Source organism: Streptomyces sp. TAA204 (assembly GCF_000424965.1).
In genome coordinates this window covers 239,697-257,752 of the sequence record NZ_AUKW01000003.1, presented here as the reverse complement: position 1 = coordinate 257,752, position 18,056 = coordinate 239,697, and the positions used below count along the sequence as shown (strand labels likewise).

Below are 18,056 nucleotides of genomic sequence, written 5' to 3'. Positions count from 1 at the left end.
CCGTAGCGGAAGCGGTGGCGCGCATCACTCATGAAGGTGAGTTGAGACCTCCTCGAGACATCACCGTGTCCGTTGGCACAACCGGCCCCGGAGGGCGACAAAGTTTATGACGGAGCGTCAACTACCCTGTTTTCCAAGGTAGTTGGTACTTCGAAGGCGTGCAGAATCGTGCCTTCCGGAGCCCTCGCGGAGCGTCACGTTCACCCTCCGTCGCGGGCCTACGATCGGGTCGCCATGACAGCAGCAGAGAAGCATCAGGTAAGCCGGACAGCGGCCTCCCGCAGCGCACGCGGGGGGAGCCGGCTGAACGGGCGCGCGGGCATCCGCGATGTCGCCGCCGCGGCCGGTGTCTCCATCACGACTGTCTCCGACGCGCTCAACGGCAAGGGCCGGCTGCCCGACGCCACCCGAAGCCACGTGCGCGAGGTCGCCGAACGCCTCGGCTACCGCCCCTCGGCCGCCGCCCGTACGCTCCGCACCGGCAGGTCGGGGCTCATCGGGCTCACGGTCACCACATACGGCGAAGAACCGTTCACCTTCACCGAGTTCGCGTACTTCGCGGAGATGGCGCGTGCCGCGACCTCGGCGGCGCTCGCACGCGGCTACGCGCTGGTCATCCTGCCCGCCACCTCGCGGCACGACCTGTGGTCCAACGTCGCTCTCGACGGCACCGTCGTCATCGACCCCTCGGACGAGGACCCCGTCGTCTCCGAACTCGTGCGCTCCGGACTGCCCGTCGTCTCCGACGGACGGCCCGCCGGCTCGCTGCCCGTCACCGCCTGGGTCGACAACGACCACGAGGAGGCCGTCCGCGGTCTCCTCGACCATCTCGCAGAGTCCGGCGCCCGCCGCGTCGGGCTGCTGACCGGCACCAGCACCGACACCTACACGCGCCTGTCCACCTCCGCCTACCTCGGCTGGTGCGAACGCGTCGGACAGGAACCGGTCTACGAGCACTACCCGGCCCACGACCCCTGCGCCGGCGCCGTCGCCGCCGACCGTCTGCTCGCGCGCCCCGACCGCCCCGACGCCGTCTACGGACTCTTCGACCCCAACGGCACCGACCTGCTCGCCGCCGCACGCCGCTACGGGCTGCGCGTCCCCGAGGACCTGCTGCTGGTGTGCTGCAGCGAGTCCAGCGTCTACGCCGCCACCGAACCGCCCATCACCACGCTCTCCCTCAAGCCGGGCAGGACCGGCAACACGGTCGTCCAGCTCCTCATCGACGCCATCGAGGGCATCGACGACGGCCGTCCGACACACCAGGTGATGCCGACCGACCTCATCGTCCGTACGTCCTCGCAGCGCCGGCCGCAGCGCACCACCATCAGCGCGCCGCGCTCTCCCGCCGCGGACTCCACGGCGGGCCCCACCGCGGACTCCACCGCCGACGCCACCGCCGACGGACAGCCCGCCGACAACTGACGACTCCCGGACCACGGACGAGAGGGGAAAACCCGGAGGAATGCGCCATCCCCCGGCCCACGAGCCTCAATTGCCACCCCCAGTTGCGTCACAAGCCGCCACAGGCGTTCCTATGATGGGCGCACGACACCGGAACCCGCTCTCGACCTGTGGAACTGTGGACCCGTGGACCTTGGGTCAGCGCGACAGGCAGCGGGCGGGGAGTTCCCCGCCGAGTCAGGCGGGGCACGGTTCCGGACAGGTGCACGGCGGCACGCGATGGTGGAGGGGTCGATGACTCAGGGGGCCGGTCAGGGACCCGTCATGTGGCAGGGCGGCGGTCCGCCCCCGGAGGGCGTCCCGGCGCCGTGGCCGTCCGTGCGTCAGGCCTCGGAGCCACCCGGCGGGAACACCCCGGCACATCCGGCTCCGCCGCCGCCCGCCGCGGCTCCCGCACCGCCGGGCGGGAACGGCAACGGCAACGGCGCGGAGCCCGAGGGCTACACCCCCACCCAGCGCGACCTCCCGGTGATCAACGCCGGTACGGACGCGGGCCGGGAGCCCACCCTCGTGGACCTTCCCGCGCACGCGACCACCAACGACGGCGACGGTCCGCTCTTCGTCGTCGGCGACGTGCACGGCTATCTCGGCGAACTGCGCACCGCGCTGCGGGAAGCCGGGATCATCGACGCGCAGGACAACTGGACGGCCGACAACGCCCGTCTGTGGTTCCTCGGGGACTTCACCGACCGCGGCCCCGACGGCATCGGCGTCATCGACCTGGTCATGAACCTCTCCGCGCAGGCCGCCGCCGCGGGCGGCTACTGCAAAGCCCTGATGGGCAATCACGAACTGCTGCTCATCGGCGCCAAGCGGTTCGGCGACACCCCCGTCAACTCCAGTGCCGGCACTGCCTCCTTCCAGGCGGCGTGGCTGCTCAACGGAGGCCAGCGCGCCGACATGGAGCGGCTCCAGGACCACCACATCCAGTGGATGTCCCGGCTGGACGCGATGGCGCTCGCCGACGGACATCTGCTGGTGCACTCCGACGCCACCTGCTACCTCGACTACGGGACCACGATCGAGGCCGTCAACGACGCCGTCACACAGGCGCTCCAGCTCAACGACGCCGACGAGACCTGGGACCTGTTCCGCAAGTTCACCAAGCGCTTCGCCTTCCGCGACGACCAGGGCACGGAGAACGCCCGCGGGCTGCTCTCCGTCTTCGGCGGCGACCGCGTCGTGCACGGCCACAGCCCGATTCCGTACCTGCTCGGCGAGGTCGGCAGCGAGGACGAGGACGCCGCGCCCGACGTGACGGGCCCGCACGTCTACGCCGACGGGCTCGCACTGGCGATGGACGGCGGCGTGACCATGGCCGGAAAGCTTCTGGTCACCCAACTGCCCTTGGCGGAACAGCCTGTTCACGGGCGGGCGTGAGGAGTCACGAGCGGGCGCGGGCGGCGCGGAATACATTGCCGGAAGAGGGCAATTAACGGAAACTCTCTCTCAAGGGGTGCCGGACTCCCTCTACGATCGGTCCTGCCGCGGCGAGCTCCCCTACCCCTCGCCACGGCTGCCCCGCCGACCGGCCACCGACGGCCCAACGGAGCATCGGGGGATGAACATGAACAACGCTCCGCACCTGTTGCCCGAAGACCGGCCCGAGTTCGAACGAGCCCTGGACGAGGCCCTGCGCTCCGCCGCCCGGCGCCCTGCCCTGGCGTCGCCGGGCGAGAAGCTCAACGCTGAGCAGCTGCGCACCATGGCACTCAGCGCGGCCACCGTGATCGCGGCCAACGCGGCGGACGAGTACGCGCACTTCGTCGGCCTGCGTACGGAGCTGCGCCGGCCTGCGGACTCCGCCTCTCCCACACACGAGGGACAGGGCGCCGGAGCCGGCGGCCACGCCGGTGACGAGGCCGAGCGCGAGGCGGGAGGCGGCGGGCTCAGCCTGGCGGGCGCCATGGGGGAAGGTGTCACCGAGGCGGCGGGCGCGGGGCTGGTCGCGATGGTCTCCGTCCTGCTCCCCCTGCTCGCCGGTACGGCCGCCGTCATCTTCCTGGTCCTGGGCTATCTGCTGCACGTGATGACGCCCGAACCCGCGATAGCGGCCCCGATGCGCGGCGCGGGCTGGGTCTTCGCGGTGCTCGCCGCCGCCGGGATCGTCGTCGCCATGGTGGAGCTGTGGCTGACGGCGCTGCGCAACGGAGCGGGCGCACGCCGCAGGGCGGCCGAGGAGACCGCGCGCGCCCCGGACGCGAGCGGTGCGGCCGGCCTCGCCGAGCAGGTCTCCAAGGCACGCGCCGCCTGGCGGGAGGCTCTGCTGGAACACGGCATCCATCCGTTCCTTGCCACGGCCCTGGCCGACGGTCCGGCCACCCGCGCCCCCGCCAGCTACGCCCCGGAGCCCGGGCGGGAGCCGACGGGCGGCCCGGAGCGCACCCCGCGGCTCGGTTACTCGGGGCCGGACTTCTCCAGCCGCAGCCCCTCCGACGGCCGGGAAGGGCGCAGCGCAGGGCCGCGCTACTCGAGCCCGGACTACTCCAGCCCCGAGTACGGCGGCCCCGAGCACCCTCCCGAGTAGGCGAGCAGGCGGCCGCGTGCTACCGCCCCGCGGCCACGTCCAGCGCCTGACGCAGATCGGCGACGAGGTCCCCGGCGTCCTCCACCCCGACCGACATCCGCACGAACCCCTCCGGGACGGCGTCCCCGCCCCACCGTCCGCGCCGTTCCGCCGTGGAGCGGACACCGCCGAAGCTCGTCGCGTCGTCGACCAGCCGCAGCGCGCCGAGGAAGCGCTCCGCGTGTTCCCTGTCCGGCAGCGTGAAGGAGACGACGCAGCCGAACCGGCTCATCTGCCGCGCCGCCTGCTCGTGCGCGGGGTCGCCGGGCAGGCCCGGATGGCGTACGCCACCGACCTCGGGGCGTTCGAGCAGCGCCTCGGCGACGGCACGCGCACCGGACGCCTGGCGCTGCGTGCGCACGTCGAGTGTCGCCAGCGAGCGGTGGGCGAGCCACGCCTCCATCGGACCGGGGACGGCACCGACATGTTTGCGCCACAGCCGCACCCGCTCCGCCTGCTCCTCCTCGCGGCAGGTGACATAGCCCAGCAGGATGTCGCCGTGCCCCGTCAGCGCCTTCGTGCCGCTGCCGACGGCGAAGTCCGCGCCGAGTGCCAGCGGACGCTGCCCGAGGGGAGTGGCGAGTGTGTTGTCGACGGCCACCAGCGCGCCGCGTTCGTGGGCGGCGCCCGCGAGCCGCCGGATGTCGCACACGTCCAGACCGGGGTTGCTCGGCGACTCGATCCACAGGAGTGACGCGCCGTCGAGCTGCGCCAGTTGCGCGTCCCCGGCGGTGGGTGCCGTACGCACCTCGACGCCGAAGCCCGTCAGCCGCTCGCGCATCCCGGCGAGGAGGTTGTATCCGTCCTCGGGGAGCACCACGACGCTGCCGGGACGGGCGAAGGAGAGCAGCACGGCGGAGATGGCGCCCATGCCGGAGGCGAAGGTGACCGTGTGCGCGGGTTCGCCGGGGGACTCCAGCTCGCCGACAGCCTCTTCGAGAGCGGTCCAGGTGGGGTTGGCGTCACGTCCGTAGGCGTACGGCGCACCAGCCGGGTCGCCGGGGAGGTGGTAGTGCGCGGCGAAGACCGGGCCGGGCAGAGGCGGGGCGTAGGGCTCTTCGCCCGGCAGTCCCGCGCGTACGACACGGGTGGCGTCGCTGTCGGTGCTCATGGCGGTCATGCTCTCCTGTGTCGGCCGGGCTCGCCCAGGGCTGCGCGGGCCGCCGCCCCGCACTGCGCGCCGTAGCCGGCGCCGAAGAGGACGGCGTGCACCAGCAGGTGCTGCAACTGGTGGAGAGGGACGCGGCGGGCGCGGCCCTGGAGCGGACGTACCTCTTCGTACGCGGCGAGGATACGGGAGAGTTCCGGGCAGCCGAACAGTTCGAGGAGGGCCAGATCGGTCTCCGGGTGACCGCCCTGGGCCGCGGGGTCGATGAGCCGGGCCCGGCCCGGGGACCAGTGCACGTTGCCGGACCACAGATCGCCGTGGATGACGGCGGGCGGCTGCGGCGGGCCCGCGACCCGGCCGATCTCCTCGCACAGCCGCTCCACGTCCCGGGCGTCGGCCGTGGCGATGGTGCCGCCGTCGACGGCCCTGCGCAGGAGGGGCAGCAGCCGGTGCTCGGCGTGGAAGTCCGGCCAGCCGGCATCGAGTTCGCCGGGGTCGCGTCCGGGGCCGGTGCCGGGGCCGGTGCCGGGGCCACCGGGATCGGGCAGGGGCAGCGTGCCGAGGTAGCCGGTACGTCCCGGCGTGCCGTAGGAGGACGCGGGCACCCCGTGCAGCGCGGCCAGGTCACGCCCCAGCCGCTCGGCCAGTGCCGGGGTGGGCGCTTCCGGCTCGACCCACTCCAGCACCAGCACGTCCTCGCCGACGGCGAGCACCTCGGGGACGGCGACCGCGCCCGTACCGCCGAGCAGCGCGAGCCCGGCCGCCTCGGCCTCGAAGAAGCCGGGCGGGGGCTCCGCGAGTGTCTTGGCGAACACGGTGCGCTCCGGACCGCCACCGGCGCCGCCCCCGCCGCGCAGGGTGACGCGCCAGGCGTCGCAGATGTCTCCGCCCGGTACGCGCTGTGCGCCGGTGACCTCGGCGGCGCCCGTCAGCCGGCGCACGCGGTCGGCGGGCGCCGCCATCAGTCCGCCGCCTCCTGCCGGAGTGCCCCGCCGCCCTCCAGGGCCGCGACGACCTCGGCGAGCAGGCCGGGCATGGCTGCCTCCACGAGCCGCAGACAGTCCTCGAAGCCCTCGGAGCCGCCGTAGTACGGGTCGGGCACGTCGAAGCCGAAGCCGTCCCGCTCGGAAGCCGTCGGGTCGTAGCTGCGCAGCAACCTCGTCTTCGCCTCGTCACGCGGGGTGGGGGCCATCGCGCGCAGTTCGCGTTCGTGCCCCTCGTCCAGGGCGATGACCAGATCGTGCCCGGCGAACCAGCCGGGTTCGAACTGGCGGGCGGCGTGGTCGAGTTCGTATCCGGCATCGTGCAGGGTGGCGGCCGTACGCGGGTCCGCGGGCTCTCCCACGTGCCAGCCGCCGGTGCCCGCGCTGCTGGTGACGACCCTGCCGTCGAGCCCCGCGTCCTCCAGCCGGGAGCGGAAGACGGCCTCGGCCATGGGGGAGCGGCAGATGTTGCCCGTGCAGACGAAACAGACGCGAATGGTCTCCATCTCCTCGGCCGTCCCTCAGTCCCGGTCCGGCAGGACCATGTGCAGCGCCCACGCCACGATCGAGATGATCAGGCCGCCGAGGAACGCCGCGCCAAATCCGTCCACATGGAAGCTCACGTCGAGCTGGTCGGCCACCCAGGAGGTGAGCATCAGCATCAACGCGTTGATCACCAGCGTGAACAGGCCGAGCGTGACGATCAGCAGCGGCAGCGAGAGCAGGCTCAGCAGCGGCTTGACCACGAAGTTCACCACGCCGAAGATCAGCGCTACGACGATCAGCGTGACCGTCTTCTCACCGGTGTCGGCACCGGTGAGGTCGACACCGGACACCAGCCATGTGGCGACCGCGAGGGCGACAGCGTTCGCGAGCGTCTTGATGAGGAAATTCGTCATAGTGTGATCGTGGCAGAACCGGACTCCCGCATCGCACGGGGTCCCTGGCAAGGGTCGAGCGGAAGACGCGGGGTGGGCGGCGAGATGAAGGAGTTCCGGCTGGACGAGCTGGAGGCGGAGCGGACCGCGCACGACGGCGCGTACCTCCAGTTCCTGCGGGAGCGCCACATGTCCGTCGGCCTCTACGCCCTCGACCGCGGCACCGCCGACCCGCAGCAGCCGCACAAGCAGGACGAGGTGTACTTCGTCGTCAGCGGCCGCGGCGCCATCACCGTCGGCAACGAGACGACGGCCGTCGCGCGCGGCAGTGTCGTCTACGTACCGGCGGGCGTGCCGCACAAGTTCCACCACATCAGCGAGGACCTGCGGGTGCTGGTCGTCTTCGCGCCGCCCGAGGGCTGAGTCCCGCCCCGCTCCCGGCCCCGGCCGCCCGGCGCGCTCCTCCAAGGCCCGCCCACCCGGTGTCCGGGTCCGCCTCGGGGGCGGTTTCAGGGTAGGACCGGGGGCGCCTGCCCTCCCGGTGCGGGCGGCGGCGCTCTAGCATCGAAGGCGGAAGGTGGCGGCGATTCCGCCTCACAGCTCGCACTCAACCGGTCCGCACGCCGGGCCGGCCGGCCCACAGGAGCAGTTCATGGACGCCAAGGGGATCATCAGGAGCATGCCGTGGTGGGTGAAGTGGGTCGCGATCCCGGTCATCGCGGTAGTGGTCTTCGGCGGCCTGATCGCCAACATCGTCGGCTTCGTCATCGGGTTGCTCTTCAAGCTGCTGATCTTCGCGGCGCTGGTCGGCGGCCTCATCTACCTCGTACGTCACTTCACTTCGGCTTCCTCCTCTTCCCGCCGCGACGACTGGTGACGGCGGCGGGCGCCGTCCCGCCGCCCGTCCGGACTTCGGCGCCCGCACCCGCCGCGCCGGGGCCCGTACGGACCCCGGCCGCGGGGTCCGGGGCCCCCGCCGGCGCCGGACGGGCAGCCGGACCGGCAGGCCCGTCCCCGCCCCCGCGGAACCTGTCCGCGGAGACCACCAGGGCCGCCAGCAGCGTCGTCACCGGTACCGAGGCGACCAGGCCGATCGAGCCGACGAGCGTACGCACGATCTCCTCGGCCACCACCTCGCTCGTCGCCACCGTCGGCACGCTGCTCCGCGCGATCGAGAACAGCAGGAGCAGCGGCAGCGCGGCTCCCGCGTAGGCCAGCACCAGGGTGTTGACCACCGAGGCGATGTGGTCGCGGCCGATGCGCATCGCCGCTCCGTACAGCTTCCGCCAGCCCGCGCTCGGGTCGGCCTCCTTCAGCTCCCACACCGCGGACGTCTGAGTGACGGTGACGTCGTCCAGCACGCCGAGCGAACCGATGAGGACGCCGGCCAGCAGAAGGCCCTGGATGCCGATGTCGGGATAGAGCCCGTGCACGAGACTCGTCTGGTCGTCGGTGTTGCCCGTGAGCGCCGCCCAGCCTATGAACAGCGAACCCAGCACCCCGATCAGCAGCAGCGAGATCAGTGTGCCGAGCACGGCCACGGACGTACGGGCGGAGAGGCCGTGGCACAGGTACAGCGTCGCCAGCATGATCGCGCTGCCTCCCACCACCGCGACCACCAGCGGATTCGAACCCTGGAGTATGGCGGGCAGGATGAAGAGCGTCAGCACGGCGAAGCTCACCACCAGTCCCGCGAGCGCCAGGACTCCGCGCAGCCGCCCCACGAGGACCACGAAGAGCGCGAAGATCCCCGCCAGCAGAATCATGGGCACGTCACGGTCGACGTCGATGACGCTGTAGCGCAGCTCGCGGGGAGCGTTCGCGGCGTAGGCGGCGACCACTTCCTGCCCGGTGGTGTAGGTGCGGGTGGCGTCCGGCGGGATCACCTCGGTGAAGGTGTCGCCCTTGTCCTTGCCTTCGGCGACCTCGACGGTGGCCTTCCGGCACGTGCCGTCCGACCCGGCGCCGTCCCCGCCCTGCCCCTGCGCGCCCGGTGACTGGCCGGGCCCCTGCGGGGAGGGCTGCCGTACGTTCACGTCCTCGCAGTCGACCTCGGTCACCGCCGTCACACGCGCCGGGAAGGTGGGCCGGTCGAACCCCACTCCGTCGGGGCCTCCGTGGCCGGGCACACCACCGGGCCACAGCGCCACCAGACCGGCGATCACCGCGACGGCGAACGGGATGAGCACCGCCGCGATGATCTTGCGCAGGTGCCGGGAGACGGGCGCGGCGGGCCCGTGGCCGTGGCCGTGCCCCCCATGACCGTGCCCCCCGTGACCCCGACCATGGCCGTCACCGGGCCCGTGCGCGTCACCGGGCCCGTGCCCGGAGCCGGGCGGATGCTGATGCTGCTCCTGCAAAGGGCCCTGCCCCGGAACCTGCGAGGAGTTCGCCGGGCCCGGTGCCTGCCTGCCGGAGGGGTACGGAGGAGTCGGAGTCACCCCCGAATCATCGCAAGCATGTCCAGTCGGGGTGCTCTGTTCAGCACCACGGTGAGCCGTTAGCGTGGAGACGCCTTTGCACATCGCGGGAGCTCCGAGCACGGGGCTGAGAGGGCGCTGACCTCCGCACGCCGGGAGAACCGGCGGCGGAATCGCTTGCGTCGACCGCCGAACCTGTACCGGGTAATGCCGGCGTAGGGAGTTGGTCTCATGACCATGCAGGACGCACACATGCCCCCGTCCGCCCCCGGGCCACGTGAACCCGGGTGGCACAAGGGGTATCTGAGCGGATCGCGCCCGGACCTGCGGGTCCCGGTCCGCCGGGTGCACCTCACCGACGGCAGGGACGTGACGCTGTACGACACGTCCGGGCCGTACACCGATCCCGCCATCGACACCGACGTGCGCCGCGGGCTGGCCCCGCTGCGCCAGAACTGGATCATCGAACGCGACGACACCGAGGAGTACCCGGGCCGTGCGCTGCGGCCCGAGGACGACGGGGTCAAACACACCACACCGCGCGGCGGCGCCCTGGCCGGGAACGGCGCGGCCGGCCTCGACGGCCTCGACGCCGTCTTCCCCGGACGTGCCCGCCGGCCGCGGCGCGGGCGCGCGGGCCCCGGCGGCGGCAGCACCGCGGTCTCCCAACTCGCCTACGCCAAACGCGGCGTTGTCACACCCGAGATGGAGTACGCCGCGGTGCGCGAGAGCCTCCCGCCCGAGTTCGTTCGGGACGAGATCGCCGCGGGCCGTGCCGTGCTGCCCGCCAACGTCAACCATCCCGAGAGCGAACCGATGGTCATCGGGAAGAACTTCCTGGTGAAGGTCAACGCCAACATCGGCAACTCCGCCGTCACCTCCTCCATCGAGGAGGAGGTGGAGAAGATGACCTGGGCGACCCGCTGGGGCGCAGACACCGTCATGGACCTCTCCACCGGCCGCAACATCCACACCACCCGGGAGTGGGTGCTGCGCAACTCCCCCGTGCCCATCGGCACCGTCCCCGTCTACCAGGCGCTGGAGAAGGTGGACGGCAGGGCGGAGGAGCTGAGTTGGGAGGTCTACCGGGACACCGTCGTCGAGCAGTGCGAGCAGGGCGTCGACTACATGACGGTGCACGCGGGCGTACTGCTGCGCTACGTGCCGCTGACCGCGCGCCGCAAGACCGGCATCGTCTCGCGGGGCGGCAGCATCATGGCGGCCTGGTGCCTCGCACACCACCGGGAGAGCTTCCTCTACACGCACTTCGCCGAACTGTGCGAGATCCTCCGCGCCTACGACGTCACCTTCTCCCTCGGTGACGGTCTGCGCCCCGGCTCCGTGGCCGACGCCAACGACGAGGCGCAGATGGCGGAGCTGGACACCCTCGGCGAACTCAACCGCATCGCCAAGGCACATGACGTGCAGACCATGATCGAGGGCCCGGGCCACGTCCCGATGCACAAGATCAAGGAGAACGTCGACCGGCAGCAGAGGGTCTGCGAGGAGGCGCCCTTCTACACCCTCGGCCCGCTCACCACCGATGTGGCACCCGGGTACGACCACATCACCAGCGGCATCGGCGCGGCGATGATCGGCTGGTGGGGCACGGCGATGCTCTGCTACGTCACGCCGAAGGAGCACCTGGGCCTGCCCGACCGGGACGACGTCAAGACGGGCGTGATCACGTACAAGATCGCGGCCCATGCGGCGGACCTCGCCAAGGGCCACCCGGGCGCGCAGGTCTGGGACGACGCCCTGTCGGACGCCCGCTTCGAGTTCCGGTGGGAGGACCAGTTCAACCTGGCCCTCGACCCGGACACCGCCCGCGCCTTCCACGACGCGACGCTTCCCGCGGAGCCGGCGAAGACGGCGCACTTCTGCTCGATGTGCGGGCCGAAATTCTGCTCGATGAAGATCAGTCGGAGCATCAACGAGCAGTTCGGTCCGGACGCGGCCCAGGAGGGCGCTCTCGGCGAGGAGGAGATCAGGGCAGGGATGCTCGCCAAGTCGAAGGAGTTCGCGGAGTCGGGCAACAAGGTCTACCTGCCGATGGCGGACTGACCGGGGAGAAGCGAAGACGGCGAAGACGGCGAGGAGGGCGAGGAGGGCGAGGAGAGGCGCTGTCGGCACTGCGCGAGGGGCCGTCGGCGGTGCCTCTCCCCCAGCCACTTCCCCCAGCCACGCTCGAGCCTCGCCCGACGGGATGCGGCTGCCGCCCCCGGGCCCCGGCGCACGCACAAGGGCGGTTCGAGGCTCCCCCCTCATGCCTCGAACCGCCCGGCGCGGTTCAACGCGCGAAGAACCGCTCAACCCAGGGTAGTTGACTGTGTGTCAATGTCCAGTCACCGTCGCGACAATATCGACTTAGCTCTGTGGAGATATTCGTCACGCGGGACGGGGATGTCGTGATCCATCTGTACGGGCCCGTCCGGGCCCCGGACCCCGGTCCACCGCTCCCCTCGCGCTCACTGCGGTGTTTGATCCACCGCCTCGCGGGCCAGACCTCCTCCATGGCCCATGAACGTCCCGTGGTCAAGCGCACCGCCCGCGCCATCCTCCTGGAAGGCGGCGCCCCCTCCGGGTCCGCCGGGCCGGGCGCCGAGCCTCCCCGCCTCATCCTGATCAAGCGCACGAAGCCCGGACGCGAGCCCTACTGGATCACCCCGGGCGGCGGGGTCGAACCGGGCGTGGACTCCACCGTCGTCGACGGTCTGCACCGCGAGGTGGACGAGGAACTGGGCGCGAAGGTGACGGACGTCGTCCCCGCGTTCGTCGACACGGTCCCGCACACGACCGGGAGCGGTGAGACGGGTGTGAAGGTGCAGCACTTCTTCGTCTGCCGCCTCGCCTCGATGGACCTGAGCCGCAGACACGGTCCCGAAGTGGAGGAGCCCTGCGGCGAGTACGAGTTCGTCCGCGTGCCCTTCACCCGTGAGGGCATCGCCTCGGTCGGACTCGTACCGCCCGCGCTCAGCGGCTATCTCGACAAGAACATCGAGGGCGTGCTGTCGCTGCTCGCCCCCGACCTGGGGTGAACCGGCGCCGCACGGCCGGGCCGCGTCCTCCCCGGCCCGTCCGCCGCGCGGCTCAGCCGAACCAGCCCTGGAACGTGCCGCGTTCGCGCTCCTCGCCCCGTCGCTGCGCCTCGGCGAGGGCACGTTCGGCCTCCTGCCGCCAGTCGTCGGGATCGGTGCCGCCGACGTCCAGCGCCGAACCGACCGCGCCACGCGCCGCGATGGCGCCCGAAGCCCCGTCCGCGGCGGTCGTGCTCGCGTGACCCGTACGGTGCGCGTCCGGCCTCCACGCCGGGTCGGCGACCGGTCCCTGACTGCCGCGGCCCAGGGAGAGGGAGGGCACCGGCGGGGGCGGAGGCATCTCCGGAACCGTCCACGCCTCCTGTGCGGCAGCGGCCCCGGCCGCGTCGTCCCCGGCGGGCGCCTGCGCCGGAGACGGCTCCGGCCGTGCCCCGGCGGGGGCCGCGGAGGGTTCGCCGGGGACGGAAGTGGCCCGCCCCGTCGTCCCGGTGGTGGCCGCACCGCGTTCACGTGCGTCGCGGGCCGCGCCGAAGAAGTCGCCGCCCTTGCGCTTGTAGTCGTCCGTGCCCCAGTCGCGGGCCGTGCGCTTGGGCGCCCTCTGCAACTGCGGGATGTGCTTGGCGCAGTGGATGTAGGCCTCCTCGACCTCCACGAGCACCCACAGCTGCGCCCGCCGTCCCGGGACCGGGTCCTCGGGCAGATGCGGGTACATCCCGCGCATCTTCTCGTCCTCGACGGTGGTGGCACGGCCGTTGATGTGCAGACCGATGCGCGCCCGCGTGAAGTCGATCAGCATGATGCCCAGGTGCGGGTTCTCCTGGATGTTGCCGAGGCTGGCGTGCACGCCGTTGCCGCGGTACTCCGGGAAGACCAGGGTGCGGTCGTCGATCACCTGGAGGAAACCGGGCGGCCCGGCGCGGAAGGTGCTGTCGCACTCCCCGTGGCTGTCCGCGGTGGCCAGGAAGAACATCTCCTGGCGCTGCACGAACTCGCACATCCGCTCGTTGAGATGGTCCAGCACCTGCTCGTCGTAGAAGCGCTCCGCCCGCTCGGACGTACCGAGCCGGCGCTGCAGCCGCCGCTCACCCTCACTGCCGGGACGGGCCGTACGGCCGGCCGCACTCTCGTGCCCGTTCTGCGCCGCATGGTCCGGGCCGCCCACGGGGGCCGTACGGTCGTGACGGTCCGGCGACTGCGGCGCCGTACCGTCGTGCCCGTGCTGCGCACGCACGTTCTGGCCATCCCACGGATGTGCCGCATCAGCCTCTGCCACGGCGCTGACCCCTTCCCCTTCCACTGCTTCTGCTTACGCTGTGCGCGGTGCGGGCTCCCGGGCGCCTTGGCCCGGAGCCTCAGTCACCGCTGACGATCAGGTCCGCGACCGCGTCGTGCCGTATCCGGTTCGCGGGTACGCCCGACTCCACCAGCGCCTCGACGCCGCTTCGGATCAGGCCCGGCGGTCCCGACAGATAGCCGACATAGGAGGACCACGGACCGTACTGTCTCACGGCGTCCGGGAGTTGACCGGAGAGCGCGTTCGCCGTCGACGGTCCGGGACCGCCCGCCACGACGGGACGTACGGTGAGCCAGCCGTGCTGCTGCTCCAGGCGGAGCATCGTCTCCAGGTCGTAGAGATCGTGCTCGCTGGGCGCCCCGTAGAAGACGTCGACGGGCCGGCTCCTGCCGTGCTGCACGACGTCCTCGACGAGCGCCTTGACGGGGGCGATCCCCGTTCCGCCGCCGACGCAGAGCAGGCCGCTGCCGTTGGCGTGGTCCACGGTCATGCTGCCCACGGGCGGGCCGAGCCGCAGCACGTCGCCGGGGCGTGCCCGGTGCACCAGCGCACTGGAGACCCAGCCTGTCGGAACCGCCTTCACATGGAAGGTGAGCAGCCCGTCGGAGCGGGGGGCGGACGCGAAGGAGTAGTGCCGCCACACCCGGGGCCACCAGGGCGTCTCCACACTCGTGTACTGGCCGGCGAGGAACGGGTACGGCTGGTCGGGACGGAGAGTGATCACGGCTACGTGCGGCGTGCGCATCTCGTGCGAGACGATCTGGGCGTTCCACCAGGCCGGGGCGCGCATCTCGTCCTCGGCGGCGGCGTCGATCATGGTCTGCGAGATGGTCGTGTACGCGCGTACCCAGGCTTCCTCCGTCTCGGCGCTCCAGGTGTTGGGCGCGTACTGCGCGAGCGCACCGAGCAGGCACTCGCCCACGGCCGGATAGTGCTCGGGCAGCGTGCCGTACTTGCGGTGGCCGCGCCCCAGACCGGACAGGTAGCGGGAGAGTACGTCCGGGTCGTCGGCGAGCCGCACGGCGGTGAGCAGCGCCCTGAAGAGGCGGTCGCGCTGACTGTCCATCGAGGCGGGGAAGAGCTCACGCAGCTGCGGGTGCTGGACGAAGAGCAGTGCGTAGAAGTACGCGGTGGCCGCGTCGGCGGACGGCTCCACCTCTTCCATGGTGAGCCGGATCAGCATCGCGTCGCGGGACTCGACGCCGTCCGTCACCGCCGGGTCCGGGGCGAAGGCGTCGTCGTGCGGCGGAGCGTCCGGCTGGTGGTGATGCGGCTGCTGGGGCGCCGACTGCGGGGAGAGGGCGGGATGTTCGCGCGCCGTCTCGAAGCCCCCGACGGAGTCGTGGCCGGTGCCGGGGTGTCCGGGCGCGGGGTGCCCGGGGCCGGGCGGCTGCCCGTACGGCGGCTGCGGCTGTCGGGGCTGGTACGGCTGCTCCGCCTGCGGCTGTGCGGGCTGGGGCTGGTACGGCTGCCGCATGGGAGCGTTCGGCGGCTGAGGGGGCTGTCCCTGACGGGCCCTGGCGGCGCCCGAACCGACCGGACGTACCGCGCTCCGCGAACGGCCGGGCCCTGCGGCCTCTTCCTGGCCGTCCTCGCGCCGGGCGTCCTCGCGCCGGGCGTCCTCCTCGGCGGCCGGACGGTCTGTCTGCGCCTTGGGGGGAGTGAACCATCCCCAGTCGCCGTCGTCTCTTCCGCCGTCCCCTGCGGACGGACCGTTGCCGGCCGATGTGGTCGTCATGGTCTGCCTCGCCTCGAACTCTTACGGACAATCCGCGCGGTCGCGCATCCGGACTCGTGCTCCAACCCCCTGACACCGTCGCGCGTTGATTGCCGTACCGCACGATGCGGACTCGACCATACCGTTATCACTTCGTCGCACAAGTCCCGTGCTCGGCGAGAGCGAATGACGTGATCAGAGCCACGGATGTCGGTTACCGGCCGGAGGCGACAAGTCCGTAAGCCTCACGAAGATCATTTCCCAGGTATTCCCGGGAAGCCAGCCCCTGCACATGCCGGTCGGCATTCACGGCCACCGACACAGGGACCGCCGCGAACAACTCCGCGTCCGACATCGAGTCGCCGTACGCCACACAGTCGGCCCTCGACACACCGAATTCGGCGCAGAGTTCGTCCGCTATCCGCACCTTCGCCGCCGCCGAGAGAATCCCCGACGGATCGACCGGCTCCCGGAAGGGAACCGCGGGCCACCGCGACCCGTACGCGGCGTCCGCTCCCTGCCCCGCGGAGCCGGCGGGGGACGGCGGAGCCTCGCGGAGCAGCCGGCCGACGAAGAAATCCGGGGAGAGCGAGATGACGGCGCAGCGCTCCCCGTCCTGCCGTATCCGCTCCCACACCTCACGAATCCCGGCCAGCCAGGGCGCTCCCGCGAACGCCGCGTCGACATGATCCTCCGTCAGCTGCGACCACAGTGCGCAGGCACGTACGGCGAAATCCGGGGGCGTCATTCTTCCCGCCGCGAAGGCGACTTCGAGCTCACGGATCTCGGTTTCCAGGCCGAGCTGCCGCGAAATCTCCAGCGCGGCGGACGAGCCGTGGATCAACGTCCCGTCCAGGTCGAAGAGATGGAGCCGGGGCCGGCGCAACCGGGCCCGGGAAGGCGGGGAAGGCGGGGAAGGCGGCAGAGAAGGCGGAGGAGGCGGGGCCATACACCGATCGTAGGACGAGCAGTGCGCCGGTACGCCCGGGTGCTCCCGCCCGAAGCGGCTGCCCGCGCCGGGAGTTCGACCTGTGAGGCATGCCACAGCTTCCGAGGTTCCGGCGCCCGCACTGCCGGCGAGATCCGCTTCGACGTCGACGCACCCCACGGCGGCCCTAAGACGTGGCTGCGCCCCGCCGGACTGACCGGCGACCACGACTGCACCCTCAAGTTCCGCACCGCACCCGACCTCCCGGGGGACGCCGCCTGCCACTTCGCGGCCTACTCCGTCGCGCTGGGCTGCACACCTCGGGCGGCGTACGAACGGTCCGGGTCCGGTGCGACGGCGCCGCGTACGGACGGGGCCGCGGCGGTACCGCGCCGCTCCAGGAGCGCGGAGACCACGGCCAGGACCAGCGCGGAGCCCGCGAGCAGCGCGCCCACCCAGTTCGGGGAGGTGGGGCCGCCTCCGGCGTCCAGCACGAGCCCGCCGAGCCAGGCGGCGAGGGCGTTGCCGAGGTTGAAGGCGCCGATGTTGACGGCGGAGGCGAGCGTGGGGGCGTCGGCCGTCTGATCGAGGACGCGCTTCTGCAGCGGCGGCACGGTCGCGAAACCGAAGGCTCCGACGAGCGGCAGCGTCACCGCCGCGGCGGCCTTGTCGTACGCCGTGAAGACGAACAATGCCAGCACCAGGGCGAGCGCGGACAGCGCGATGAACAGCAGCGGCATCAGCGCACGGTCGGCGAGCCGTCCGCCGACGAGGTTGCCCGCCACCATGCCGAGCCCGAAGAGCACCAGAAGCCAGGTGACGGAGGAGTCGGCGAAGCCCGCGGCGTCGGTCATCATCGGGGCGATGTAGGTGATGGCCGCGAAGACCCCGCCGAAGCCGAGAACCGTCATCGCCATGGCGAGCAGCACCTGCACGTTACGGAAGGCGGCCAGTTCGCTCCGGATACGGGAGACGCCGGCCGGCGCCCCCTCCGGCTCCGGTGCCTCGCCGTCCGGTACGAGCGCGGCGATGCCGGTCAGCCCGAGCACCCCGAGCCCGGCGACGGCGGCGAACGTGACGCGCCACCCCGCCTCCTGCCCCAGCAGGGTGCCCATCGGTACGCCGACGACGTTGGCGACCGTCAGCCCCGTGAACATCATCGAGATGGCCGCCGCCTTCCGGTGCGGTGCGACCAGGCCCGCGGCGACGATCGAGCCGATGCCGAAGAAGGCGCCGTGCGTGAGCGAGGCGATGACGCGGCCGGCGAGCATCACGGAGAACACGGGTGCGGCGGCGGAGACGACGTTGCCCGCGATGAACAGGCCCATCAGCAGCATCAGCATCCGCTTGCGCGGGACGCGTGTGCCCAGCACGGCGAGCAGGGGCGCCCCGACGACGACGCCGAGGGCATAGCCGGTGGCCAGGTATCCGGCGGTGGGGACGGAGACCCCGAAGTCGTCCGCGACGTCGGGCAGCAGGCCCATGATCACGAACTCCGTGGTTCCGATCCCGAAAGCGCCGACAGCCAGCGCCAGTAGTGCGAGCGGCATGGTGAACCCTTCACGATTGCTTGCGTCCGTCGTAAACCGGCGCAGACATTAATTGCAGACGCGCTATAAATGCAAACGCGGGCTATTTCGAGACTGGACTACCCTGGGGT

General features: G+C 71.9%; 16 protein-coding genes. 7 read left to right on the top strand and 9 right to left on the bottom strand.

What is annotated here, in order from left to right:
- Positions 1 to 234: 234 nt before the first annotated feature.
- The 3 genes from H343_RS29255 to H343_RS0106825 all read left to right on the top strand — a co-directional run bounded on the left by H343_RS29255 (position 235) and on the right by H343_RS0106825 (position 3,991).
- The gene (locus tag H343_RS29255) at positions 235 to 1,425 is read left to right on the top strand and encodes a LacI family DNA-binding transcriptional regulator (RefSeq protein WP_078505109.1); all 1,191 of its coding nucleotides are present in this window, start codon (positions 235 to 237) and stop codon (positions 1,423 to 1,425) included.
- A gap of 258 nt (positions 1,426 to 1,683) precedes the next feature.
- Positions 1,684 to 2,844 (top strand): metallophosphoesterase, encoded by a 1,161-nt coding sequence (locus H343_RS0106830; protein WP_028430536.1) that lies wholly within the window; start codon positions 1,684 to 1,686, stop codon positions 2,842 to 2,844.
- 181 nt (positions 2,845 to 3,025) lie between these two features.
- Positions 3,026 to 3,991, top strand: coding sequence for a hypothetical protein (locus H343_RS0106825; RefSeq protein ID WP_028430535.1), 966 nt, complete (start codon positions 3,026 to 3,028; stop codon positions 3,989 to 3,991).
- Between the two features lie 19 nt (positions 3,992 to 4,010).
- Here H343_RS0106825 and H343_RS0106820 read toward each other — a convergent pair whose 3' ends face one another.
- The 4 genes from H343_RS0106820 to H343_RS0106805 are packed head-to-tail and all read right to left on the bottom strand — an operon-like array spanning position 4,011 to position 7,020.
- Positions 4,011 to 5,141, bottom strand: coding sequence for a cystathionine gamma-lyase (locus tag H343_RS0106820; protein WP_486586809.1), 1,131 nt, complete (start codon positions 5,139 to 5,141; stop codon positions 4,011 to 4,013).
- A gap of 5 nt (positions 5,142 to 5,146) precedes the next feature.
- Positions 5,147 to 6,100, bottom strand: a complete 954-nt coding sequence (locus H343_RS0106815; RefSeq protein ID WP_037902701.1) for a fructosamine kinase family protein — start codon at positions 6,098 to 6,100, stop codon at positions 5,147 to 5,149.
- Positions 6,100 to 6,627 carry a low molecular weight protein-tyrosine-phosphatase gene (locus H343_RS0106810; protein WP_028430532.1) on the bottom strand — a complete coding sequence of 176 codons (528 nt, stop codon included), beginning with the start codon at positions 6,625 to 6,627 and terminating at the stop codon, positions 6,100 to 6,102. The genes H343_RS0106815 and H343_RS0106810 overlap by 1 nt, the downstream gene beginning before the upstream one ends.
- Positions 6,628 to 6,642: 15 nt before the next feature.
- Complete coding sequence (locus H343_RS0106805; protein ID WP_028430531.1) at positions 6,643 to 7,020, bottom strand: phage holin family protein; 378 nt, start codon at positions 7,018 to 7,020, stop codon at positions 6,643 to 6,645.
- An 84-nt stretch (positions 7,021 to 7,104) separates the two neighbouring features.
- Between H343_RS0106805 and H343_RS0106800 the strand changes: the two genes are divergently transcribed.
- Complete coding sequence (locus H343_RS0106800) at positions 7,105 to 7,422, top strand: cupin domain-containing protein (protein WP_028430530.1); 318 nt, start codon at positions 7,105 to 7,107, stop codon at positions 7,420 to 7,422.
- A 229-nt stretch (positions 7,423 to 7,651) separates the two neighbouring features.
- Positions 7,652 to 7,876 (top strand): DUF5326 family protein, encoded by a 225-nt coding sequence (locus H343_RS0106795; protein WP_028430529.1) that lies wholly within the window; start codon positions 7,652 to 7,654, stop codon positions 7,874 to 7,876.
- On the opposite strand, the gene H343_RS29250 is transcribed toward H343_RS0106795, so the two are convergent.
- Complete coding sequence (locus H343_RS29250) at positions 7,836 to 9,524, bottom strand: YibE/F family protein (protein WP_078505107.1); 1,689 nt, start codon at positions 9,522 to 9,524, stop codon at positions 7,836 to 7,838. The two genes, H343_RS0106795 and H343_RS29250, sit on opposite strands and share 41 nt — an antisense overlap.
- Before the next feature lie 126 nt (positions 9,525 to 9,650).
- Between H343_RS29250 and thiC the strand changes: the two genes are divergently transcribed.
- A complete protein-coding gene (gene thiC / locus H343_RS0106785) occupies positions 9,651 to 11,483 on the top strand; it encodes a phosphomethylpyrimidine synthase ThiC (RefSeq protein WP_028430528.1) in 1,833 nt (610 codons plus the stop codon).
- A 449-nt stretch (positions 11,484 to 11,932) separates the two neighbouring features.
- Positions 11,933 to 12,457, top strand: coding sequence for an NUDIX domain-containing protein (locus H343_RS0106780; RefSeq protein ID WP_028430527.1), 525 nt, complete (start codon positions 11,933 to 11,935; stop codon positions 12,455 to 12,457).
- A 52-nt stretch (positions 12,458 to 12,509) separates the two neighbouring features.
- Here the strand turns inward: H343_RS0106780 and H343_RS29245 are convergent, their stop codons facing one another.
- From H343_RS29245 to H343_RS0106760, 4 genes are all read right to left on the bottom strand, one after another.
- Positions 12,510 to 13,730: a pyridoxamine 5'-phosphate oxidase family protein gene (locus H343_RS29245; protein ID WP_486586808.1), complete on the bottom strand. Its 1,221-nt coding sequence runs from the start codon at positions 13,728 to 13,730 to the stop codon at positions 12,510 to 12,512.
- Positions 13,731 to 13,809: 79 nt separating this feature from the next.
- Positions 13,810 to 15,489, bottom strand: a complete 1,680-nt coding sequence (locus H343_RS0106770; RefSeq protein WP_078505105.1) for a globin domain-containing protein — start codon at positions 15,487 to 15,489, stop codon at positions 13,810 to 13,812.
- A gap of 193 nt (positions 15,490 to 15,682) precedes the next feature.
- Positions 15,683 to 16,417 (bottom strand): haloacid dehalogenase-like hydrolase, encoded by a 735-nt coding sequence (locus H343_RS0106765; RefSeq protein WP_078505103.1) that lies wholly within the window; start codon positions 16,415 to 16,417, stop codon positions 15,683 to 15,685.
- Positions 16,418 to 16,689: 272 nt separating this feature from the next.
- On the bottom strand, positions 16,690 to 17,946 hold the full coding sequence (locus H343_RS0106760; RefSeq protein ID WP_028430524.1) for an MFS transporter: 1,257 nt from the start codon (positions 17,944 to 17,946) through the stop codon (positions 16,690 to 16,692).
- Positions 17,947 to 18,056: the final 110 nt, after the last annotated feature.